Annotated in this window: 16 protein-coding genes; 8 read left to right on the plus strand and 8 right to left on the minus strand. The window is 49.1% G+C overall.

Features of this window, described 5'->3' with window-relative positions; all coding sequences use genetic code 11:
* Positions 1-41 precede the first annotated feature (41 nt).
* A complete protein-coding gene (locus tag IY568_RS14185) occupies positions 42-917 on the plus strand; it encodes an AraC family transcriptional regulator (RefSeq protein WP_138538625.1) in 876 nt (291 codons plus the stop codon).
* Here IY568_RS14185 and IY568_RS14190 read toward each other — a convergent pair.
* Both IY568_RS14190 and IY568_RS14195 read right to left on the minus strand, forming a co-directional pair.
* Positions 895-2,346, minus strand: a complete 1,452-nt coding sequence (locus tag IY568_RS14190; RefSeq protein ID WP_194867925.1) for a phosphomannomutase — start codon at positions 2,344-2,346, stop codon at positions 895-897. The two genes, IY568_RS14185 and IY568_RS14190, sit on opposite strands and share 23 nt — an antisense overlap.
* Positions 2,333-3,769 (minus strand): mannose-1-phosphate guanylyltransferase/mannose-6-phosphate isomerase, encoded by a 1,437-nt coding sequence (locus IY568_RS14195; RefSeq protein WP_194867926.1) that lies wholly within the window; start codon positions 3,767-3,769, stop codon positions 2,333-2,335. Before IY568_RS14195 ends, IY568_RS14190 begins: the two co-directional genes overlap by 14 nt.
* A gap of 254 nt (positions 3,770-4,023) precedes the next feature.
* On the opposite strand from IY568_RS14195, the gene IY568_RS14200 reads away from it, so the two are divergent.
* Complete coding sequence (locus tag IY568_RS14200; protein WP_194867927.1) at positions 4,024-8,529, plus strand: alpha-2-macroglobulin family protein; 4,506 nt, start codon at positions 4,024-4,026, stop codon at positions 8,527-8,529.
* Between the two features lie 20 nt (positions 8,530-8,549).
* Positions 8,550-10,742: a penicillin-binding protein 1C gene (pbpC, locus tag IY568_RS14205; RefSeq protein WP_323744749.1), complete on the plus strand. Its 2,193-nt coding sequence runs from the start codon at positions 8,550-8,552 to the stop codon at positions 10,740-10,742.
* A gap of 13 nt (positions 10,743-10,755) precedes the next feature.
* On the opposite strand, the gene IY568_RS14210 is transcribed toward pbpC, so the two are convergent.
* The 6 genes from IY568_RS14210 to IY568_RS14235 form a co-directional block, all read right to left on the minus strand.
* A complete protein-coding gene (locus tag IY568_RS14210) occupies positions 10,756-11,130 on the minus strand; it encodes a hypothetical protein (protein WP_010386894.1) in 375 nt (124 codons plus the stop codon).
* A 163-nt stretch (positions 11,131-11,293) separates the two neighbouring features.
* The gene (locus IY568_RS14215; RefSeq protein ID WP_194867928.1) at positions 11,294-12,502 is read right to left on the minus strand and encodes an ABC transporter permease; all 1,209 of its coding nucleotides are present in this window, start codon (positions 12,500-12,502) and stop codon (positions 11,294-11,296) included.
* A gap of 10 nt (positions 12,503-12,512) precedes the next feature.
* Positions 12,513-13,847, minus strand: coding sequence for an ABC transporter permease (locus IY568_RS14220; protein WP_194867929.1), 1,335 nt, complete (start codon positions 13,845-13,847; stop codon positions 12,513-12,515).
* Positions 13,848-13,989: 142 nt separating this feature from the next.
* Entirely contained in the window at positions 13,990-15,195 is a 1,206-nt protein-coding gene (locus tag IY568_RS14225) for an ABC transporter permease (protein WP_194867930.1), read from the minus strand.
* Between the two features lie 9 nt (positions 15,196-15,204).
* The gene (locus IY568_RS14230) at positions 15,205-16,536 is read right to left on the minus strand and encodes an ABC transporter permease (RefSeq protein WP_194867931.1); all 1,332 of its coding nucleotides are present in this window, start codon (positions 16,534-16,536) and stop codon (positions 15,205-15,207) included.
* An 8-nt stretch (positions 16,537-16,544) separates the two neighbouring features.
* Positions 16,545-17,234 carry an ABC transporter ATP-binding protein gene (locus IY568_RS14235; RefSeq protein ID WP_010386899.1) on the minus strand — a complete coding sequence of 230 codons (690 nt, stop codon included), beginning with the start codon at positions 17,232-17,234 and terminating at the stop codon, positions 16,545-16,547.
* 379 nt (positions 17,235-17,613) lie between these two features.
* On the opposite strand from IY568_RS14235, the gene IY568_RS14240 reads away from it, so the two are divergent.
* The 5 genes from IY568_RS14240 (at position 17,614) to IY568_RS14260 (ending at position 21,690) form a co-directional block, all read left to right on the plus strand.
* On the plus strand, positions 17,614-18,108 hold the full coding sequence (locus tag IY568_RS14240; protein ID WP_125562778.1) for a DUF1993 family protein: 495 nt from the start codon (positions 17,614-17,616) through the stop codon (positions 18,106-18,108).
* Positions 18,109-18,331: 223 nt separating this feature from the next.
* Positions 18,332-19,771, plus strand: a complete 1,440-nt coding sequence (locus tag IY568_RS14245; RefSeq protein ID WP_194867932.1) for a hypothetical protein — start codon at positions 18,332-18,334, stop codon at positions 19,769-19,771.
* Between the two features lie 135 nt (positions 19,772-19,906).
* On the plus strand, positions 19,907-20,671 hold the full coding sequence (locus IY568_RS14250) for a hypothetical protein (RefSeq protein WP_125562782.1): 765 nt from the start codon (positions 19,907-19,909) through the stop codon (positions 20,669-20,671).
* A complete protein-coding gene (locus IY568_RS14255) occupies positions 20,671-21,171 on the plus strand; it encodes a hypothetical protein (protein WP_125562784.1) in 501 nt (166 codons plus the stop codon). The genes IY568_RS14250 and IY568_RS14255 overlap by 1 nt, the downstream gene beginning before the upstream one ends.
* An 18-nt stretch (positions 21,172-21,189) precedes the next feature.
* Positions 21,190-21,690 (plus strand): DUF4402 domain-containing protein, encoded by a 501-nt coding sequence (locus IY568_RS14260; protein ID WP_194867933.1) that lies wholly within the window; start codon positions 21,190-21,192, stop codon positions 21,688-21,690.
* Positions 21,691-21,705: the final 15 nt, after the last annotated feature.

Here is a 21,705-nt window from a genome sequence, read left to right on the forward strand (position 1 = left end):
GTGCTAAACTGACTAGCCTATAACCGAAGCGAGAAAGCATCATGACAACACGTATCGCCACACTCAACCACTATCAACAGCGTCTGCTGCGGGTGATTGATTATATGTATGATCATGTTGATCAGGATTTGGACGTAAACACACTGGCTGACGTAGCCTGTATGTCGTGTTACCACTTCCATCGCATATTTCGCGAGTTTATGGGTGAACCGGTGAACGCCACAGTAAGACGTATGCGCATGTTGAAAGCGGCATCCTACTTAGTTCGCAGCACACTCACTCAGCAGCAGATAGCAAAACGGGTAAACTATGGCAGCGTTGAAGCCTTTAACCGCGCATTCAGCCGTCATTATGGTATGACCCCCAATCAATTTCGCCAGCAACAGCTAAGCGATACTCTGCAAAGCGCTGCGTTTTATCCAGCTCAACCACAGGAGTACAACACCATGTACCAGGTAGAAAAAACGCAACAAAACGCATTAACCCTTATTGGCCTCGCTCATCAGGGAGACTATATGCAAATAGGAAAAACCTTCGAAAAACTCGGGATGATGGCAGGCAGTAAAGGCCTAATTAATGAGCAGACCCGTTACTTTGGCATTTACTATGACGATCCACAAACAGTAGTGCAGGACAATCTCCGGGCCATGGCCTGTATCACTTTGCCCCCAGGCACTGAGTTCGATCAAGACACCTTTGAGGCCGTCACCATTCCTGCGGGTAATTTGGTCTCACTGATTTTTAAAGGGGATTACAGTGAGCTGGAGCAACCCTACAACTGGCTGTTTGGCCAATGGCTACCGCAAAGTGGGCTGGAGCTGGTTGATTACCCTCCATTTGAGGAGTACCTGAATGATACTCGTGATACTGCACCGCAGGACTTGCTAACCCGGATCAACTGCCTGGTGCAGGCGTAGACAACTGCTGCGCCAACGCCCCCAACAGTGTCCTGACCAATTCACCTGCCTGCTGCTGCGATGATGCTTCGGTATAACAGCGCAGCTCAGGCGCATTGCCCGATTGCCTCAGGTGTACAACACAGTCATCATCGAGCAAAAAACGTACACCATCCAGAGTGCTCGCAACGGAGGGCACACAATCACACTTAAGCACATCGGCAAGCCTCTGCGGTTGTGTCTGCAATGTGGCTAACAACGAGTCTGAGCTGGCCCGTGTAACCCCTTGCAAACGATCGCTGGCAGTATAACGCATCGCATATTGACGCGTTAGCTGTGCCAAGGTAGTGCCTCGTTGCTTGACCAGATACAAGATGGCCAGTAGCGGGAGTAATGCATCCCGGGTCGGCAAACGTTCAATGACTTTACCGTTAATCATAATATCTGTGCCCAGCAAAAACCCTCCATTGGCTTCAAACCCGGCAACTGTGGGGTATATGTCAGCTAAATGAATCAGTTGCTCAATCACATATGGAGAGCCTATTCGTGTGCGCCTAACCTGCTTAAACTCTCCACACAGCTCCAGTGAGGTGTTACAGTTCAGCGGCACACTCAGCGCCTCAATATCCAGTGCTTTAGCACACAACAGGCCCAGTATATCGCCTCTGAGCCAATGCCCTGAATGGTCGGCTATCATAGGTCTGTCACCGTCGCCATCCGTACTGAATAACAAATCTAAATGATGCTCCCTGGTCCATTGCAGGGCAAGGGATTTATCCTGCTCGCTGACAGCTTCAGTATCAATCGGGACAAACTCACTACTGCGCCCCAGGCAAATTACCTTCGCGCCCAGTGCCTCTAGCACAGCAACGTATAAATCACGTCCGGCACTGGTGTGCTGATACACACCAATGGTCTTTCCGACGCATAAGTCAGCCGGAAAAACATCCAGCATACGAGATAAATACGGCGCACTTATCTTATGATCAGGGTCTGGCAGAGGTTGTATGTTTATTGGGCTTGGGACAGCCTGACAAGCCACAATAGCCGCTTCATCGGCTTTGTCTATTTCACCATAGGGGTGATAAAACTTAAGTCCATTGCGATCAAAGGGGATATGACTGCCAGTCACCATGACCGCAGCCCTCTTACTTCGTTGTGCACACAAGGCCAATGCAGGCGTTGGCAACACCCCGGCAAACTGCACTGTCACCCCTAAAGCATGTAACGCACTGACACAATATTGCGCTATCTTCGGGCTGGAAGGACGGTTATCCATCCCCACCACAACACCACTAAAGCCATAACGTGGTTTTAGTTGTGCAATCATAGCAACCATAAAAGCCTGACACACCTGAGCCGTAAACCCGTCATTAAGCCCTCTGGCACCACTGGTACCAAACTGAATACCACTTTGCGCAATGATCTCTGTGCAATTAGCTGTTGTCATGCGGCCCTCTGGTATAATCATCCTCAAACCGGATAATGTCATCTTCCTCCAAATAACTGCCCGATTGCACCTCTATCAGTTGTAAATCAACTTTACCGGGATTGCTGAGCCGATGTACCACAGTTGCAGGAATAAACACCGACTGATCCTCGCATAATAAGCGACGCTCTTCACCGATCTCCACTTCAGCAGTGCCTGACACAACCACCCAATGTTCCGCCCGGTGATAGTGCAATTGTCGCGACAAGCTGTGTCCGGGCCTGACCGTGATCCGCTTGACCAAAAAGCGCTGATCCTGATCAACAATGTCATACTTGCCCCAGGGTCGGTAAACTTCTCTGTGGTCTGTTACTTGCGCTAATTCACGATCTTTCAGCTCATCCACCAATGACTTAATCGTCTGACTCTGATTGCGGTGGGCCACCAACAACGCATCTTTGGTATCAACGACCACCAGATCCTGCACTCCTACTGTCGCCACCAAGCGATCCTGTGCGAGGACGAGGTTATCCCGCGTATTCAGCGCCATGACATTCCCGATATGGGCATTGTTCTGGGAGTCTTTGCTCAGAGTTTGCCAAAGCGCTTCGAAGCTCCCGATGTCGTTCCACTGCGCATTTAGGGGAACGACTGCAGCATGCTCGGTATGCTCCATTACGGCATAGTCTATTGATTCAGAAGGAGCGGCTAAAAACGCCTCACGATTGACTCGGGTAAAATCCAGATCAACTTGCGGCTCTGCCATCGCCTGCTCACAAGCCTGCAAAATATCAGGTCTGTACTGCGCCAACTCTTTTAAGTAATCACTTGCTCGAAATAAAAATAAGCCACTGTTCCAGAGATAACCGCCTTGCTCAAGATAACCCTGTGCTGTTTGCTCGTCAGGCTTTTCGATAAACGCAGCTACCTCAGCGCCTATATCATCGCCGGCATCATGAGTAAGGGGCGAGCCACATTTAATGTATCCGTACCCTGTATGCGGGCTGTCGGGCGCAATACCAAAGGTCACCAATTTGCCTCCCTGCACCAAAGCCAAACCCCGTTCAATACTCTGGCGGAATGCCGAAACATCACCAATGTAATGATCTGACGCCAGTACAAGCAATATTGGATCGTCACCATTTTTGCAGGCTTTGAGCGCTGCCAGTGCAATGGCCGGTGCCGTGTTGCGCCCTTCTGGTTCTAGTATAATCCCACCAGCCTGATAGCCTATGGCGCGCATTTGCTCAGCACAAATAAACCGGTGTACTTCATTGCAAATCACCAATGCTGGCTGATCGCTGCCTGGTTCAAGCCTCAGCAAGGTGTCCTGTAAAAGCGTATGCTCAGAACCCAGCTGTAAAAACTGTTTGGGGTAGCGTTCGCGCGACATGGGCCATAGCCGGGTTCCGGAGCCGCCACACAAAATAACCGGTAATATCATATTTACTCCCCCAGACATACTACACATATCACTGTTCAACTGTACCAATTCACCATTTTACTCTCAGTGTATCTGCCGGGGCAATGCTTCGTGCTTCACTCACGGTTCACGCTGATGTACTACACTCTGTTATCGCGTTACTGACCCCCAGATTGATAATCCGATGTATGATATGATCTTACGACGCCGTTACTGGCAACCAAGGAACTATCCAAAACCCAGCTGCACCCTGTGCAGGCCCAAGGAGCTTTAACATGTCGGGTAAGACCCCCTTTCATTCCATCGCTGTGTTTGTTTTCTTTTTTGTCTTCTTATTACAAGCGGGCATTCAAGCTCACGCCAAAGTCATGCAGCAACCTAAACTGGCCATTGTTGGTTCGGGACCTGTGGTCGCCAAAGGATCCAACCAGTCTATTCCCATCACCTATCAACACATCGATGCTGTGGATGTAGAATTGCTGCGGCTCAACAGTGCGCACGACTTTCTTAGCCGTTACTACCTGACAGACAAGCTCTATCCCAGCTCTCTGGATAGACTGCAATACGCCTACGACAGTGTCTTTGCTGACCGATTTACATTGCCCACCAGTACCAAAAAAGGTACTCAGTCAGCCCGATTACCCATTCCCAAATCCCTGCCCAGCGGCTGGTATATCATCGTATTAAAAGCCCCTGGCATGTTTAATGATTTACAGGCAAAGCACCTGTTACTGACTGATTTGGGTATACAGGCCAAAGTGTTTAAACGCCATGCCAGCTTTCAGGTCAATCGGCTATCCAATGGGCTGCCAGTCGCAGGCGCCAGGGTTAAAGCCTATCGCAAGCATGAACTACTGCGCGAGGCCAAAACCGATACCCAGGGCGCCGTACATTTTGACATCACACTAAACCGTGATGACATCATCGTTGCTGAGTACGGTGAGCAGGACAAACCTGATCTGGCACTGTTGCCCATCAAGGAAGTCCCGCTGGATTTATCCGAATACCAGATTGGTGGTCGACCCTATCAGGAGCAGGAAGCCTACATATACAGCAACCGAGATTTAGTTAAACCGGGTGAGACTTTACCCGTGAACATTCTTTTGCGAGATGCCGATGGCGTCGCAATTGTCGATCAACCCGTTACGCTAAGCGTAACCAACCCCTTACAAGAGGAAATGCTTCGCGAGCAACTGAGCCCTCAACAGGGCGGCTTCTTTAGTAAGCGCCTGCATACAGGAAAAAGCTGGCCTACCGGACGCTATAAAGTGTCGGTAATGCTCGACCCCACTGCTCAGTCCGCAATCGGTCATTTTGAGTTTCAATTGGAAGAGTTTGTGCCTGAGCGCATGGATTTAACCTTCAGCGGACAACAGCCATTTGTCAATGCAGGCTCCTCTATGGCGGTCTCAGTACATGGGCGTTACTTGTTTGGCAGCCCAGCCGCAGGCAACACCTTAAAAGCCAGTTTGGTTCATCGTGCCGTGCGTCATTATACGGGTCCCTATGCCGATTTTTTTGTGGGCGAAGATTTTTACCTGAGCAATCGGTTTCAGACCCTGCCTGATCAGCACTTATCCGAGCAGGGAACACTGGCACTGACCCTCCCCACAGTGCCTGCCGGGGCGCTCAAAAGTCCAGTAAAAACCCAAGTCAATTTAAGCCTGCTAGAGTCCGGCGGTGCAGCGGTGCAACGCCAGCTAAGTTACACCAGCTGGAAATCCCACCCGCTACCAGCGGTGAAACCCGCACAGGCGGAGTTTAAATACGCCACGGACGCAGAGTTTGAACTCGCGCTGTTGAGTCCAGATGGTCAGCAGCTAACAAGTGGTCAGCTGGAAGTCGAACTCAGTTACGACCAGGGTCGTTACTTCTGGTTTTATGAGGAAGGCATAGGCTGGCGTCGTCAGTCTCAGCCACAGTGGCGCAGTGAAGCCAGACAAACCGTCAAGCTAAACCAGAACACTCACACAGTGCGCTTCCCTGTCAACTGGGGCAACTATAGGCTAACCGTCACTGACGTAAACAGTCAGATTAAAACCGTTTATGACTTTTACGCTGGCTGGTATCGGGGTTATCAGCAACTTAAGGCCAAACCACAACATCTCACTGTGCAACTGGATAAAACCCATTATCAGGCCGGCGAAGTCGTAACGGTCGAATTGGAGGCCCCGGCTGATGGGCAACTGCAATTGACGCTGGAGACCGATAAAGTGCTGTGGTCACAAAGTCACACCGTACGCAAAGGAAAGACGACGCTGCGCGTGCCTTTAGATCAAACGTTGGCTCGTCACGACCTGTACCTCAGTGCGACCTTGCTCAGTGGCCAATCCAGCGCGCTGCAGCGTCATTTTGGGATTGTCCCTGTTAAGCTAGCGCGCAAAGATCGCGAGCTGGTACTTGGCCTGACTTTACCAGACAAGATAGAGCCTCTCAAACCGCTCACAGTCGAGATCCAGGCTAGCAATATGGCGGAAACTGAGGCCAGCAATAGCTGGGTAACTTTGTCCATCGTTGATAAAGGGATCCTGAACCTGAGCCGCTATTACCCGGTAGACCCGCATCATTACCTGTTTAATCAACGTCGTTACGGAGGTGATGTGGTTGATTTGTACTCTCGACGCTATGATAACCGCCCCGACCCGTTTGCACAGTCCCGCTTTGGCAGTGACAGCAATGAACGCAGTGATAACCGAAATGATAACCTGGTCGAAAGCAAAACCGTGATCCTGATGACTCAACCGGTGCAACTGATTGACGGCAAAGCGAGCATCACGCTCGATATGCCAGACTACAACGGCGAAGTTCAAATCGTCGCGACCGCTTTCAATCAATCTCAGGTAGGTCACTACGTCGACTCCCGACCGGTCAGCGCCCCTGTTATTTCAGAGCTCAGCGTTCCGCGCTTTTTAGTCCCGGGCGATGAAACTTCCGTCACACTGGACTTGCATAACGTCAGTGGCCGAAAGCAGACCTTGTCCGTCAGCCTCCAGCCTTCTGGCCCTGTTCAGTTTACCGAAGACACCACTTTTACAATGACACTGGACGACCAAGCACATTGGAGCAAGACCCTGCGTCTGGTGGTTGCCAACGCTCCCTTGTCACGCACCGCAACCGTACAAATTGAGTTGCAGAGTACAGACATCACACAAACACGCAGCTGGTCTGTGCCCATCAAAGCCATTGAGCCTGAGATAATACAAGCCACCAGCCTGATGCTCTCTCCCGGACAGAGCCATCAAATCAGTCCAGCACTTTGGCAGGGGTTGCACGTCGACAAGGCGGATGCAGGTACCCTTCACGCTAGTCATACGCCCAGATTACCTATTCGGGAATATGCCACCGCTTTGCGTGCCTACCCTTATGGCTGCGCAGAGCAGACCACCAGCAAAGCCTGGCCGTTTCTGCTCAGGCACCCGCAACTTGATGGTGCTTTACAGCAAGCGCTGCAGAGCAAACAGGCCGAGGCAGAACAACTAAACGACCCCCGCACACTGGTCAGTCAGGCTGTACAACGGCTCAAAACCATGCAAAAGCCCAGTGGTGGTTTTGCTCTGTGGGATAGCCAGGGCGCAGAGCATCCCTGGTTAAGCGCTTATGTCACAGAGTTTTTAACCCAGGCGCAAAGCCGTTTTCCGGGCACAGTCCCGCAAAGTATGCTCAACCGAGCACACTACCGCATGCTCAGATATACCCGGGATAACCTGGTCGATGACCTCAGCCAGGATGCGTATGAAGCAACCGCGGCAAAAAGCTTCGCAGCTTATCTTGCCAGTCAGCGCGGTCAGGTGAGCTACAGCGACTTAGAGTCTTTGCGGATCACCGACTATCCGTCCAGGTTAAGCATACTGCATATGGCGTCGGCACTGGCCAATGTCGGTGCTACCCAACAGGCAGCGTTACTGCTCAGACAAGCCAGCACACTTAATCGTACTGACACCTATATTGCCGATTACGGCTCGGAGCTGCGTGACGACGCCCAGTCTGCCCTGATACTAACGAGACTGGCAAAGCATACCGCATTGCGCACTCAGTCACGTGCGCTTCAGACAAGCTTGCTGGAACGACTGCCAGATCAAGCCCTGAAAACCTGGCTCAGCACGCAAGAGCGTGCCGCTTTGCTGCGTACTGCCGTACACGTCAATAAGGCCGACCCAGACCACCCGGTGCGACTGGAAATAAATGACCTGCAATTACAGCACCCTGCGGTGATCAGTCATACACTTACGCAAACGATGACACTACGCAACCCACATGACGAGCCAGTTTATGTCCAATTGATGGCTAAAGGCCGCCTCAAACTGGATCCCAGTATCGCTAATGAGATTAGTCCGTTTAACACCCTGGAAACCAAGCGTATGGTCAGACGCCTGTTTGATTTGAATGGGCAACCTTTGGATAAGGCCCGTTTCCAAGTCGGCGAGCGTGTGGTCGTGGTGCTTGATGTACAGCTCAAAGAGCCGGTGCCGGATGCACTCTTAATTGAGCGCATCCCCGCTGGATTTGTACTTGAGAACCCGGCACTCATGCAAGGGTTTCCGGTCTCACAATTACTGCCTGAGCACGTCACATTGACCTCCACAGAGCACACTGAGTACCGTAATGATCGATATGTTGCGGCACTCAAGCTCACGACCCAAAAATACCAGTTTGCTTATGTACTGCGAGCAGAGGTGCCCGGTATTTACCAGGTACCGCCAAGTTACCTGGAATCTATGTATCGACCTCATAAACATGTCATTTATTGGCAGTATCCGTATCAATTAAAGGTTGAGCGCTGATATGTCACAGAGGCACCAACGTGATATCTGCTAGGCCAATACGACCTCCTGGCCACCCCGCTCGAATTATTCTGGCGATTGGGGGGCTGGGTCTGCTGCTACTAAGTTGGCTGGACTGGCGATACCCATTACCCCGGCCCTATCCGGATGGTCCGGCTACTGTGGTGACGGCACGTGATGGGCAACAATTACGCGCCTTCAGCGACAACCGGGGCGTGCATCGCTATCGAATCACCCTGGAGCAGGTTGATCCATTTTATGTGACTGCCCTGCTGGATTACGAAGATCGCTGGTTTTACTATCACCCCGGCGTCAACCCACTGGCACTGTGCAGAGCACTGTGGCAATGGCTGGCCAATGGCCGGATTATTTCTGGCGGTTCAACCCTGACCATGCAAGTAGCCCGGCTGCTTGACCCACATGAACGTTCGATCCCGGGCAAACTAAAGCAAATTGCCAGAGCCTTACAACTGGAATGGCACTATAGCAAAACTGAGATCCTGACTTTATATCTCAACCTGGCGCCATTTGGTGGAAATATCGAGGGCGTAGAAGCTGCATCGCGACGTTACTTTAACAAACCCGCCAGGCACCTATCGATTAACCAATCTGCCTTATTAGTCGTATTACCTCAAAAACCGTCCTACAACCGCCCGGATCGTTACCCCGAACGCGCAAGAGCAATGCGTAATAAAGTACTCCGACGACTAGTCGACAGCCAACTGGTAGATACCGAACAGCTAGCGCTATTGAGCCGGGAGCCAGTAAGCTTATCCTATGACGCTCAACCACCTCTGGCCCCGTTGTTAAGCCGTCAGCTAAAACGTCAATACCCACGGCAACATGTGATCCGTACCACCTTGGATCATACGCTACAGCAGCGCCTCCGCAAGTTACTGGCGAATACAAAGCACAGGTTAACCGGCAAAAGTTCAGCAGCCGTTCTGATAGTGCATAATCAGCGTGCTGAAGTATTGGCATACCAAGGTTCTGTTGATTTTCACGATGACAGTCGGTTCGCTCATGTCGACATGATCCGCGCGGTGCGTTCCCCGGGTTCAACATTAAAACCGTTTATTTATGGGCTGGGATTGGATCTGGGCCTGATCCACAGTCAAAGCCTGATGAGCGATATCCCCAGCAATTTTGACGGCTATAAGCCACAAAACCTCACCGGACAATTTAGTGGGCCAGTGAGCGCCAGCAAAGCTTTGCAGCACTCTCTCAATGTACCGGCTATTCAGTTGCTTCATAGGATCGGTGCCGAGCGCTTTGAACAGCAGCTGACCAATGCCCAGGTTAAGCTGCATCATCAGCATGCTAACCTCGCGGTCGGACTGGGTGGCACCGGGATTGAATTAATCGAACTGGCGCGCTTGTATCGCGCTCTGGCAAGTCAAGGCAAAGTCAGGGACTTATCTCTTATCGCACACAACCCCCGTTATCCGCGTTCGGGATATGCTTTGCTTTCCCCTGCTGCCAGCTGGATCACATTTGAGATGCTTAGTCAGTTGTCGGCACCGGATCGGGTCGTCCCCAGCAATCGTCGCAAAATCGCCTGGAAAACCGGCACCAGCTATGGTTACCGGGATTTCTGGGCAGTTGGTGTCAGCGCAGACTACACGGTGGCAGTCTGGGTCGGTCGCCCTGATGCCAGCCCGATAGTCGGATATTTGGGAGCAACACGCGCTGCGCCTTTGATGTTTGACGTATTCGACTTACTTCCAGCAGATGTACATCGCCTGGCTTTACCTGATCAGGTCAAGCCAGTACAGATCTGCTGGCCGGGTGGTCTGGCACATCAAAATACCCCTGACAAGGCTTGCCATACACAATTATCAGCCTACACCCTCAATGGCATGACACCACCCACAATGCACAGCCAGGGACATTTTGTTACAGAACCAGGCTGGCCTGACGACCTTGCCAGCTGGCTAGCACGGAATAATACCCCCACTCAACAGGCTGGCAACGACCAGATACGTATCGTCCAGCCACGCACTGGTCAGCATTATTATCGTCAGCAAGTATCAAAAATAGAGTTAACGGTATCGGGGGGAGGTGATCCGCAAAATAATGCAGTTCGCTGGTATATCAATCATGAACCACATGCCTCAACCACGCTGCCTTTGTCTGATTATCAGGGCAATGTGGTGATCACGGCTTGCTTTGCTGAGCACTGTGACCAACAAAACATCGTCATACATCCCTAAGATAGGTACCACATTATTGCATTGCGGTTTTTAGATAGCCCACCACAGTGTGTAAATCAACCAGGCGTTGTTGTGCTTCTTCTTTGCTTATTCCCTGGATGGCTTCATAATCATCAAGGAAGATGGCACTGTCATAATCACCCGTTGTGGCGTTTTTAACGTACACCAGTACGTAGCAATAACGCAAAATGGAATCCAGATAGCGGAAGAATTCGATGTCGTCGGCGCTGAGCTCCGGTTTTACCCCGCTACCAAGCCGATTAATAAACACCTGTTTAACATAAACACTTTGACTTCCCTTTATGTACTTAACAACACCGTAACAGCCACTGTTATTTATTGATTCAGAGAAGATATCTGCGACTGGAAGTAAGTCTGGCTGATGCATAATCCCGTTCCTGATAACATTAGTTTCATATAATGTTAGAACAAAATTACAAAATGACTATAAAATGACATTAATAAAACCCCAAAAGAGTGCATAAGCCCCCTTTTGGGGAAAGTTTAACCTGGCTGTGAGGCTACTACATTAAGTGTGTTGCCTGAGTCTGTTAGACACTGCGAGTTGCCAGCGCCGGAGACACTCTGGCCGCCATCCAGGCAGGCTGACACACTGCCAGTTGACCAACAATCAGAATAACCCCTGCGACTTGAAGTAAATAAATAACGGGTACTGGCGCCATATCAAAGTGATTAACCAGCTGAACATTCGCAAGCAGCGCGCAGATCACACCTAGCACAATGCCGATAAAGGTCACAATCGCATTCTCTGCCATACAGTAACGTAAAATGTCTCCCCGACTGGCGCCCAGTGCCCTACGCGTACCTATTTGTTTGCGACGCTTTACAATGGTAAAACGCGCCTGACCAAAAATGCCCAGCAATGTCAGAAGCACCAGCCCCACAATGACCCAGTACAGAGTCTTGATTGCCGCAGTCTCGGATTTGAACTTATCTTCACGCATCTGCTGATAGTCCATCAGTTTATCCAAATGGCGACCCGGTGTCTTCATTAGCTGCTCTACGACTTGTAGTTTTGCCTGCTCAAGATCCCCTGCCCGGGCGCGCACCAGGACCTTATAATTGTTGCTGATGTGTCGTAACGGAACCAATACCGTATTGGCATGAGAGTACCAGCCAGGCCAGACAGATTTCAACTCTTTGACCACGCCCTTCACAATATAAGGCTCATAATTCAAATACACAGTAGTGCCCAATATCGCACGCCAGCCATCCGGGTAAAAGCGCTCAGCAAACCCTTTAGAAACAATCGCTTGTGTGACATTTGCACTAAAATCTATCGAGTCTTGTACCTCACCTTCTGTCGGTGCCTCACCTGCAATTAACTCCAGCCCCATCGTGTCGATGGCATGCTCATCTCCGGTGTAGTAACCCGTGTAGATATTCATGTCTTCATCAGTTGGACCTAACCCGGTCAGTGCATAGCTACCCCAGTCGCTCAAAGGAAATGCATTCATGACAGTCACATTTTCAACACTGGATAAGCTACGAATATCCCGTAAATCCTGTTTAACCAGCGCGATCATTTCTTCCGGTTCACTGCTTTGTACGTTGGTCTGGAATGTGAAAATCACATCTTCATCCAGTCCACTTGGCTCAATCAGCAGTGCTTCCTTTTGGATGATCAGATATACCGCATTCACCAAAATCGTAAAAGTTACGGCAATTTGCAATATCAATAAGAGCGGCGCGGATTTAGCACGCCACAATGTGGTCAGTATCGGTTTTAAGTCATTCATTGTCTGGCTCCTATAAACTCTTTAACTGAGCTGAAGGCTGCGTTTGCGCCGCCCGATAGATTGGCCACAAGCCAAACAAAGTGCTACTCAGCACCGCCAGAACAACGGTCATCACCACCAGTGGCAAACTCATCTGCATTAGACCCGCGGGCAAATGTGCAAATATATCTGCAGTTATGCGCAGACCCAGTTGTGCCAAGGCCAGCCCCAGGAATCCCCCTAAAATGCCAATCAACACAGTTTCACAACCGAACTGCAGTGCGATGTGTTGCTTACTGGCCCCCACAGCTCTGCGTAAACCCACCTCTGCGCCTTTGCCGTAAAACTTTATCAACATCAGGCCCATACAATTAAGCAGACAAGCCACAAGAAATGCAGCGGCTAGCCAGACAGCAATAAAGTCGTCGTCTTCCACCACCTGATCTTCAATCAGCGACTCAGTAATATTGAAAATCTTACTCAGATTCTCCCGCGCAAATCGCCCACCACTTTTTTGCTCTTCCACATAGGCATTAATATAATCCATGTAGTCGCCGCGTTGCGTAGCCGCTTCCAGTTCAACCCAGTAGCGGATCCATACGCACTCAGATGCCAGGAAAGTTTCCAGTGTGCCATCACCCAATGGCGCCCAGCATTGCCAGCCCATTTCACCTTTCGACAACAGGTTATTGTTGATCTGAAACTGAAAGGGGGTGAACAAAGGGAAAGGCAAATTATGCGCATGATGTGGCCCATGAAATACCTGCGGAAGCGGAGACCAGCTGTCAATGACTCCAACTATTCTTGCCAGATGATTTCCGATATACAGGTGCTGCCCGACTGAATTAGCACCTGAGAACAACCGGTCGTTTGTTTGCTTGTCCAGGATCACCAATGCAGCCCCATCTCGGTCTTCCTGATCTGACCAGGGGGCACCATATAAAAACGGCACGTTAAACATGGCAAAAAAGTCATTGTTGACGGAGTTGAAGCGCAACATTTTGGCCTCTTTGTCAGTCTGACTTTCGCTGCGCACCATACTTTTGTACATCACCGCCGCACTTTGTCGCAGGCCTTTGCTGTCCCCTAACAAATTCATGGTATCCATATAGGTCAGCATAGGTGGGATCACTTCCTCTCCTTTTGCCAATTGATACGCTTTATCCGGGCTCCAGCTACTAAGGCGTACGGAGAAAACCCGATCACTTTTTTCGGGTAAGGGATCTTGTGCCATCATGATGCTGACGGTCGAGGTGATCATGGTGGCTGCAATCCCCATCGCTATCGTGCCAATCATCAGAATGCTTAACAAAGGCGTCTTTTTGAGACTAAGCCAGGCAAGTTTAAAGTAGTAACCGATTAACATACCCACCCCCAAGGGACAGATTGAAAAGTGGTTGAAATAGGTACAAACAAGTTTGACCGAGTTGAATTGGGCAGCATACTTATTCCTTTATTATTTTAATTGTATTTCCTTTCAATTCAGGTCACATCATGTGACCTGAACTTTAAACACTGCGTGTCGCCAGCGCTGGCGAAACACGCGCAGCCTGCCATGCAGGCTGAAACACAGCACATTGACCAGCAAGCAGAATTATCACTGCGCCCGCCGTCAAATAATCAGCTGGTACCGGCATGAGACCGAAATAGCTCACCAGCTGCGTATTGACCAACACAGCACAGATCATACCAAGGACCACACCAATCAAAGTCACTATAAAATTCTCTAACATATAGTAACGCAACACCTGAAACTGATTCGCCCCCAGCGCGCGACGGGTGCCAATTTGTTTACGGCGCTTCAGAATGGCAAACCGGGCCTGACCGAAAATGGCCAGCATAGTCAGGATCAATAACCCCACCAGAACAAGCTGCAACGTTTGCAATTCAGCAACGTCTGTTCGGTAGCTTTCCTCTCGGGTCTGAGTGAACGGCTTCAGCTTATCAATTTGCCTGCCAGGCGTCATGAGCAGCAGATCTTTAACATCCAGTATTGCCTGATCAAGCGTGTCCGCCTGTGCTTTTACCATAATGCCCACTTTGTCCCGAACTTCAAATGTGGGGGACAGTACAGCATGATCAAAGAGTCGCCAAAAGCTCCAGACCGCCTTGAGGTCGTCCACAACACCGATCACCTGCTGTGGTTCATTGTGCACATACAGCGTCTTGCCCAGCACTTCGCGCCAGTTATCCGGGTGTAATGTTTGTGCGAGTGCTTTGGAGATTAGAACCTTTCCGCCTGATCGTGCACCAAAAAAAGAGTGCGAGACGTCACTTCTTTCAAACCATTGACCTGCAACTAGTTGCAAACCCAGGGTATCGAGGCTGTCATAGTTACTGCCGTAATATCCGCTTGAGGTGAGCTTATCTTCATCAGCCGGGCCATAGCCAATATCGACGGAACGACCAAACCCACTCAGGGGCACAGAGGTCACAGGGATAGCATTATCAACACTGTCCAGGCTCTTAATATCGCGTACTACTTGCTCAAACTCAGCAACACGAGCCTCACCGGTTTCCTGTAAGTTAATAAATAAGGAAAACACCTGCTGTTCATTGACACCACTGGGTGCTGTCACTTTTTCGTGCTTTTGCATCACCATATAAACGGCATTGACAAAAATGGTAAATGTCACGGCTATCTGTAACACCAACAGCAAAGGAGACGTTTTACTGTGCCAAAGAGATTTAAGAATGACGGTAAAATCCTTCATGACTTCCTCCTACAAACTCTTAAGCTGACTGGATGGCTGGATCTGCGCTGCACGATAAATTGGCCACAAGCCAAATAACACGCTGGTCACGACAGACAGAATCAAAGTCATCAGCATGATATTCAGGTCCATTTGCATAACGGTGACATTGAGATAAGTGAATATTTGCTGGATTAGCTGCAATCCAAGCTGCGCAAATATCAACCCCAATACCCCTCCTAAGATACCAATCAGAAATGCCTCACAGAGAAATTGCCAACAGATGTCGTTACGACTGGCTCCTACTGCTCGTCGCAGTCCGATTTCACTGCCCTTACCGTAAAACTTTGTCATCATCAGGCTCATACAGTTGAGCAAACAGGCCAATAAAAAGGCAAACGCCAGCCACACTGCCATGTCGTTTTCGTTACTGAGGACCTCAGCCCAGCGCAGATAGTCATCAATGGTGAATAACCGGCTAAGATTCTCCCTGGCAAAACGACCTGTCGATTTCTGCTCATCAACATAAGCATTGATAAAATCCATGTAATCAGCTCTGTCTTCGGCAGACTCCAGCTCAGCCCAATAAAACAGCCAAATACAATCAGACGCAATAAAGACACTAAAATCGACATCTTCAACGTCCTGCCAACAGGACCAGGTTACGTCGTTATGAGAAAAAATCTGTTGATTAATCTGGTATTCAAGCGGCACAAACAGCGCCTCTGGGTCCTGATATGCCTGTGAAGATAAATAATAGAACCTCGGGATGGGAAACCAGTCGTCCATAACGCCCACAATTTGCATCAGCGACTCGCCCATCACAATATGGCGGCCCACCGAATTGGCTCCTCCAAACAACTCATCGTTCAGAGCTTTGGTGATCACAACCACCGGATTACCCGAGCTGTCATCCTGTTCAGACCAGGCATTACCGTATAAAAATGGCACCTGAAACATTGAAAAGAAATCGTTGTGAGTGGTACGTATCATGCGCATCTGCGCATCCCGGCGGTTTTGCTCCTCAGCCCGGCTCATTATTTTAAACAATCCGATAGCTGTTTCCTGTTTCGCCTTGGCGGCTGCTTTGAGACTCTGGGCATCCCGGTAAGAAACCATTGCGGGTATCTCTTCTTGGCCATCGACCATCAAATATGGCTGATCAGGACCCCAGGAGCTTAACTGCACGGTAAACACCCTATCACTTTTCTCTGGCAGCGGATCTTTGGTCATCATATAACTCACAGTATATGTCACCATAGCTGCAGCAATACCCAAAGCAATAGTGCTCACCATAAGCACACTCAGCAATGGCGTTTTGCGTAAGCTGAGCCATGCCAGCTTAAAATAATAACTTAACATATGTGTTCCTAAGCAATCGCCTGCTCTGGGGCAAGACGCTCACTCAGTACACCGTCTTTAATCTCTATGATCCTCTGTGCCTGACTGGCCTGCTCCGTGTCGTGTGTCACCATCAAAATACTCGTGCCTTTGGCGTTGATATCCTTAAGCAGAGACATGATGCCATCAGCCATTTTTGAATCCAGGTTACCAGTGGGTTCATCTGCCAGCAAAAATGCCGGGCTGCCCGCCAACGCACGTGCGATTGCAACACGCTGCTGTTGGCCACCAGAGAGTTGTTGTGGGTAATGATCTTTTCGACTTGCCAGACCGACCTGCTGCAAGGCATCCATAACACGTTGCTTGCGCTCACTGGCGCTAAAGCTGCGATAGCGCAGTGGCATTTCAACATTGTCGAATAAATTCAGTTCAGGGATCAGATTAAATCCCTGAAAGATAAAACCGATTTTCTCATTTCGTAAGCGCGACTTTTGCTTATCGGACAGACCTGTGACATCGTTACCATCGAGCAAATACTGCCCTTCGCAATATTCTTCCAGCAATCCAGCAATGTTCAGGAAGGTTGTTTTACCTGACCCTGAAGGACCAATAACAGCAACAAACTCGCCCTGCTGAACTTCTAGGTCAAATGGTTGCAGCGCTTGAGTTTTTACCGTATCCGTGTAATAAGCCTTCGCCAGTTTTGACATTTTAAGCATTAAAATTTCCTTATGGATTGTCTTTATTCTTGTAATTCTGGAGCTCGTTCACTCCTACAGCGACAGGCACACAAGACATGCCTGCCCTCAGGACAACGCGCTGGCAGCTTGAGAAGCTTGTGTCTAAAATTAAGCACATAAGCTATCCGCCAGCGAACTCAAGAAGGTACACAAAAAAACATTTAAAGTCACGTTTTTTAAACGTTCCGTTAAACTAAAACTGTCTCTGATTTTATCTACTACATTTGTTGTAGGTATTTGAAAGTAATAATTAAGCGTATTTTTAGGCGCTTAGATTTGTTAACAAAACAAAGTGCTGCTTACCAGCTTGTCGCGCACATAGTTTTTCGCTTATTTGACTTGTCTAAACGAGGGAAACATGACCGATATTATTGAGCCATTCGTACATTATCTGAATCAATTGCAAGCAATACTGGCACGCGACGACATTAAAGATGAGCTACTAATGCGTCGTCTAAGCCCTGACATGTTTCCATTTCACCAGCAAGTTTCAACCGCCGCCGCACTCTCGTTACGATGCTGCTGTCCTTTATTTAATAGAGAAGTCGCGAACTTCAAGCGACCCGTTGTGAGCGTCGCAGATTTACAAGAAGAAATCGACGACACTCTGGACTATCTAACGCAATTACAAGACGTCTCATTGGATGAGATGCCCACAAGTATTACTTTTGTGGCGGGATTTACCAACCATACTCTGGAGCCTGAGAAGTACTTTCAGCTTTATGCCTGGCCCAACTTTTTATTTCACTTCTCAATGGCATACGCAATACTGCGCGCCGCAGGCATTCCCCTGGGCAAAGGCGACTTTGATGGCTTTCATCGCTACCCCGCCGGATTTTCATTTCCTTCCTGAACAGGCCTGGCAAGCCAACAAACCCAGGGATGATGACAAAGGTGCCTCTTTGTCCCTCGGAGTTGGCTTTACTGTTCTGACGTAGTTCACGCAACCAATCGAGTGAACGAACAGCACACCTAAAGACTCCCGGATAACCCCTAACGGCCCTCAACCTTCCTAAAGTTATGAGCTTGTTTGCCGATAGTATGTCCAACTTTAAGTAACAAGGATAAAGTTATTTATGAAGCTACACTTTCACACTTACTCCAATCGGACAGACCACCTCTTTGACCGGCAAACCCGCAGTGCTCAGGAAGTACAGGCTACAGATCACGCAGAGATTGCCGACTCAGGAACACCTATCACAGACGAGCACTTAAAAACATTGCTCCCGGAAACCCCGAACCGTCCTGCCTCGCCTTTCACTTATCCAAGACCCAGTGCTGAGCGGTCTGACTATGTTGGCTTTAAGCGTTTTCATATTGTCAGCCAGCATAGTGCAGACACGGAACATGGTCAGCTGAGTAAAGAGTATGCTTATGGCGACCTGAGCGACACAGAAGACATCAATGCGTTTCTCGCCCAACTTGACCGTCTGTCACCCGAGCAAAGGAATAAACTCGAGCACATTAAACCCAGTAAATCTCTGCTGTCCATCGCTGAACGGCTAGATGATGAAGCGCTGTCTCAACTTGCAGATATATTAATAGACGCTGGCAGTACCCCTATTTTTTCTGAACAAAGACGAAACCAGGTGCCAGACCAACTCGTCGACGCACTCGCAGCTTTGTCTGATGACGTGCTGGGAGATACCATTGCAACCCTTGCCAGTCTGCGCGAACAAGGTGCAAGCTATCAGGCCCCAAATTCACCAGTGAGTCTTGATGAGCATGGTCAGGAGCATTTGCTGATGGCCTCATATGACCGCGATAAGTTCTGGAAACACAAATTCAGTCAACCCGTGGAAGAGGTTGAGCTGCTGCACACCTTCAGTGATTTACTAATCAGCGGTAAGTTCAAAGGCGAAGATCTCAGTACGCTGAATACCCACCTGCAACAAAGTACCTTTGAGCAAAGTCGGGGCGTACTGGATATGGCCACAGTCATTAAACCTTTTGAGAAGCACAGCATGCTCGAGATGCTGGATGAAGCTGACAAAGACAGCGAGCCGAATATCTTTGCTTACCTGAGTCAGCAAGTCGACCTGTCTGCCCACCGTCAGTACTACCAGAGCGAAAACAACGACATGGTGGTGCAACAAGACCTGCCGCCAAGTGACTCTGATCGTGGACGTCTCTATTCTGATATTTTGACCGCTTATGATGAATATGGACTGGGGTGGATCAATGATGCACTGGAACATGTGGCAGATACGCCGCCACAAATTCAACGACAACTGTGGAGTCAGCTACTGGATGATGCAGCGCAATTTGAAGATCAGTTTATCCGCTCAGATGCGTTAGAAAACTGGGCCAATCAGGCAATCACTCCAATTTTACATGCATTTCATGATCAACAGATTGAGCGCATTCGCGAATTTAACAGTGAACGCGAAGTACCTGATTACCTGGGTAACCTCACTTACTTTGGCAGTATGCGCCAAGCGACTATCTCGTCCGTTGATACGAACCAGTCCACACAGAATAGTGCCGTCAACAATAACCACTCTGTTGAAGAGTAAAACGAACACAGGGAATGCGCCTTTGTTTGTTGTTTGTCGGGCGCACTGTGCAAAGGTTGCAGCCAAATCTAATTAGGATATGATACCGAACACTTAGCCAAGCTCATTACACTAATAACTCACAGAGCACGATGTATGACCAAAAGATTTTTCACACTGGTACTGCTAGTAACGGTATTCGTTTCCCAGGCATGGGCCTCAACCTTTAAACTCGACAGACATAGGGTAGTTCTGGATCAGGACATGCGCCGTGGCGAACTGCGCATTTATAACACCTCTGATAGCCTGCAAAGCTACCGGATATCGCTTATCGACATGCAAATGGATAAAGAAGGCATATTGAAGTTTGCACAGCAATATGAGTTTTCTGCCAAGCCTTACTTGCGAGTCGGGCCGCGTGTTGCCAAAGATGTTTTGCCCAAACAATTTCAGAAAGTTCGACTAATGAAAAAAGGCAAAATCCCGGAAGGAGAGTTTCGTGCACACCTCATGGTTGAAGCACTTAGTGGTGATGACCCGACGGAGCAAAGTGGCGCTATTCAAGTTAAAGCCAATTACAAGGTTGTCATTCCCGTTTTCATCAAAAACACTTCCTCAGTCACTGAGCTGTCGATTGGCGACATTACATTCAGTAAAGATGCCAGCAACCTGATAGTCAGACTGAACAAACAAGGTCCGGGGCATACCAGTGCAAACCTGGTCGTCAAAGAGGCTGAAGAAGAGCTTTTTCGGGTGAATCAATTCAGCTTATACCCAGAGCTCAGTCAACGAGATATGACACTACCGATTGAATATAAAGAGGTTGCCAGCAAAAAATTGACAATTCAGCTGGAAGATGTGGAATCTAAAGAACCGCTAAAATCACTCGACGTCACCATCACAGAGGACCTGCTGAAGTAATGGCTGTCGGCTTATTGACTGGAGTGTGGTTAGTCGCGTCTGCGCAAAGTGTCGATACATTGACATATCTGAAGCAGCAGCAACGCCAGGCCGGTCAATTTAATGGGGTCAGTATCAATTTATTGGCGCCCATGACGTTTCCCCAGCTAAAACAGACACCCGCAACCTGGGATGGGGCTTTTTGTAAGGCCAATGGCAAAAAAAATAAAAAAGCCGTAAAAAAGTCACTTTGTCCGGGATTAAGAGGCTACAAAGCAGAGTTTGAAATTAGCGGTGAGCCCAGAAGCTACGTGGACATACACGTTTTTGGCAATGAAACCAAACAAGGTCTTACCTTTACCGTACAGAATAAATCAGGAGGCTTTAGTAAGCGCGTAAGAATAAAAAAAAGTGGAGTTGGCACATTTAGTGCAGGAGGTATTATAACGCTCAGTAACGCTCATGAAACAGGCAGCGGAGAATACGCTTTCAGCTACACAGTTACTGCGCTATATCAATAATAATTAAGGAAATAAACAATGTTTAAAAAAGCCTCCAGCACACTTGCACTGTTAGTTATGAGTTTTGGTTCAGCCGCAGCGACTTATCAGGTTGATGTTAACCTGGTGGTTGAGCGCGCACCACTACAAATTGCACAAACAACCGCTATGAGCTTTCCTGAGCTTTTGGTGAACGAAGCGTCGAAAAACGGTGACTCTTGTTACGCCATAGAAACACCAATGCCAAACCCAATCGCATCCGCCCTGTGTAACGATGCCAACGTTGGCGGTAAACGCGCCACTTTTACCGTATCAGGCACGCCTCACGCACAAGTTGTCTACACATTTTCCGCGCCAGATCAGACGCAGGATGGACTTCGCTTTACCATGACAGACATGACAGCAGGTGCTCAGCTTGATAACACAGGTGAAGCCAGCGTCTCATTCGCAGCCAGCATTGTACTGGACGATAAAGATGTCGCAATCAATGCACCTGGTACCAAATCATTTAGCTATGACTTTGTTGCAGCTTACCAGTAATATCACCAAGTTCCC

The organism is Pseudoalteromonas sp. PPB1, assembly GCF_015356275.1.
GTDB classification, from domain to species: domain Bacteria; phylum Pseudomonadota; class Gammaproteobacteria; order Enterobacterales; family Alteromonadaceae; genus Pseudoalteromonas; species Pseudoalteromonas rubra_D.

Coding starts and splice junctions, on each gene's coding strand:
- IY568_RS14185 (WP_138538625.1), top strand. CDS start 42: ATGACAACACGTATCGCCACACTCAACCACTATCAACAGCGTCTGCTG.
- IY568_RS14190 (WP_194867925.1), bottom strand. CDS start 2,346: ATGACAACAGCTAATTGCACAGAGATCATTGCGCAAAGTGGTATTCAG.
- IY568_RS14195 (WP_194867926.1), bottom strand. CDS start 3,769: ATGATATTACCGGTTATTTTGTGTGGCGGCTCCGGAACCCGGCTATGG.
- IY568_RS14200 (WP_194867927.1), top strand. CDS start 4,024: ATGTCGGGTAAGACCCCCTTTCATTCCATCGCTGTGTTTGTTTTCTTT.
- IY568_RS14210 (WP_010386894.1), bottom strand. CDS start 11,130: ATGCATCAGCCAGACTTACTTCCAGTCGCAGATATCTTCTCTGAATCA.
- IY568_RS14215 (WP_194867928.1), bottom strand. CDS start 12,502: ATGAATGACTTAAAACCGATACTGACCACATTGTGGCGTGCTAAATCC.
- IY568_RS14220 (WP_194867929.1), bottom strand. CDS start 13,847: ATGTTAATCGGTTACTACTTTAAACTTGCCTGGCTTAGTCTCAAAAAG.
- IY568_RS14225 (WP_194867930.1), bottom strand. CDS start 15,195: ATGAAGGATTTTACCGTCATTCTTAAATCTCTTTGGCACAGTAAAACG.
- IY568_RS14230 (WP_194867931.1), bottom strand. CDS start 16,536: ATGTTAAGTTATTATTTTAAGCTGGCATGGCTCAGCTTACGCAAAACG.
- IY568_RS14235 (WP_010386899.1), bottom strand. CDS start 17,234: ATGCTTAAAATGTCAAAACTGGCGAAGGCTTATTACACGGATACGGTA.
- IY568_RS14240 (WP_125562778.1), top strand. CDS start 17,614: ATGACCGATATTATTGAGCCATTCGTACATTATCTGAATCAATTGCAA.
- IY568_RS14245 (WP_194867932.1), top strand. CDS start 18,332: ATGAAGCTACACTTTCACACTTACTCCAATCGGACAGACCACCTCTTT.
- IY568_RS14250 (WP_125562782.1), top strand. CDS start 19,907: ATGACCAAAAGATTTTTCACACTGGTACTGCTAGTAACGGTATTCGTT.
- IY568_RS14255 (WP_125562784.1), top strand. CDS start 20,671: ATGGCTGTCGGCTTATTGACTGGAGTGTGGTTAGTCGCGTCTGCGCAA.
- IY568_RS14260 (WP_194867933.1), top strand. CDS start 21,190: ATGTTTAAAAAAGCCTCCAGCACACTTGCACTGTTAGTTATGAGTTTT.